Source organism: Acidocella aminolytica 101 = DSM 11237 (assembly GCF_900129125.1).
In the GTDB taxonomy this organism is placed as follows: Bacteria; Pseudomonadota; Alphaproteobacteria; order Acetobacterales; family Acetobacteraceae; genus Acidocella; species Acidocella aminolytica.
Genome location: NZ_FQVJ01000099.1, coordinates 1 through 1,271 on the forward strand (window position 1 = coordinate 1; position 1,271 = coordinate 1,271).

Below are 1,271 nucleotides of genomic sequence, written 5' to 3' on the forward strand. Positions count from 1 at the left end.
AACATCTGCGCCCGGCCTGGATGATTCGCGCAGGGCTGTTTCTTTACGACCATCTGGCCAAGCGTAAGACGCTACCCAGCTCGCGGGGTGTATCCTTCGCGGTGCATCCGGCGGGAAAAATTCTAAAGCCCAGCTATAAGCGGGGCTTTACCTATGCGGATTGCTGGGTGGAGGATTCGCGCCTGGTGGTGCTGAACGCCATGGATGCGGCGGAACGCGGGGCGGTGATTAATACACGCTGCAAGCTGAAGTCCGCTCGGCCTGAAGGCGGGGTCTGGCATGCTGAGACAGATGCCGGGCCGCTTAAGGCGCGGGCGCTGGTGAATGCCGCGGGTCCCTGGGTGGGGGAGGTGCTGGGCCAGAAGCTCGGGCTGAACACCAAGAATGCCGTGCGCATGATCAAAGGCAGCCATATCGTCACGCGGCGGCTTTATGAGGGCGATCACGCTTTCATTTTACAAAATCCTGATGGGCGTATCGTCTTCGTCATTCCGTATGAGCGGAATTTTTCCTTGATCGGCACGACGGATGTGCCTTTTGACGCCGACCCTAACAAGGTTGAAATCTCGGTCGAGGAAACCTCTTATCTTTGCGAGGCGGTGAGCCGTTATTTCCGCACCGCGATTACGCCCGCCGATGTGGTCTGGTCTTATGCCGGGGTACGGCCGCTTTATGATGACCACGCCGCAGAAGCCAAGGCTGTCACGCGCGATTATGTGCTGGACCTGAAGCATGACAACGCCATGCCGCCCTTGCTCTCGGTGTTTGGCGGTAAGATTACAACCTCGCGCAAGCTGGCTGAACACGCGCTGGAAAAATTGCTGCCCGCGATGGGGCGGCAGGTTGGCGCCTCGTGGACCGGCACGGCGGCTTTGCCGGGCGGTGACTTTGCGGATTTTGACAAGTATCTTTCCGAATTCCGGAGGCGGTTTCCCTCACTGTCCCCGGACCTCGCCCGCCGGCTGGTGCGGTCTTATGGCACCCGGGCCGAACGCTTTGCTGGCACAAATATGGGCGAGGATTTAGGCGGCGGGGTGAGTGAGGCCGAAGCGGCTTATCTCGCCCGCCATGAGTGGGCGCGCACGGCGGAGGATATTCTCTGGCGCCGTTCACGCCTGGGGCTGCATGTGCCGGAAGGCACGGCGGCGCGTATGGACGAGTATTTGAGCCGGGCCGTATCTGCCGGCTGAAGGAATAGTGACTGCAATGACAACGAGGAAACGGCAACACATGACAAAATATGTCGGCGCCATTGATCAAGGCACAACCAG

At 59.9% G+C, this 1,271-nt stretch carries 1 protein-coding gene; it reads left to right on the forward strand.

Annotated features, from left to right (window positions below; all coding sequences use genetic code 11):
- Window positions 1-1,190 (forward strand): glycerol-3-phosphate dehydrogenase (gene glpD, locus BUB54_RS19775; protein ID WP_073212045.1); only part of this gene is annotated, 1,190 nt, incomplete at its 5' end.
- Between the last annotated feature and the right edge of the window lie 81 nt (window positions 1,191-1,271).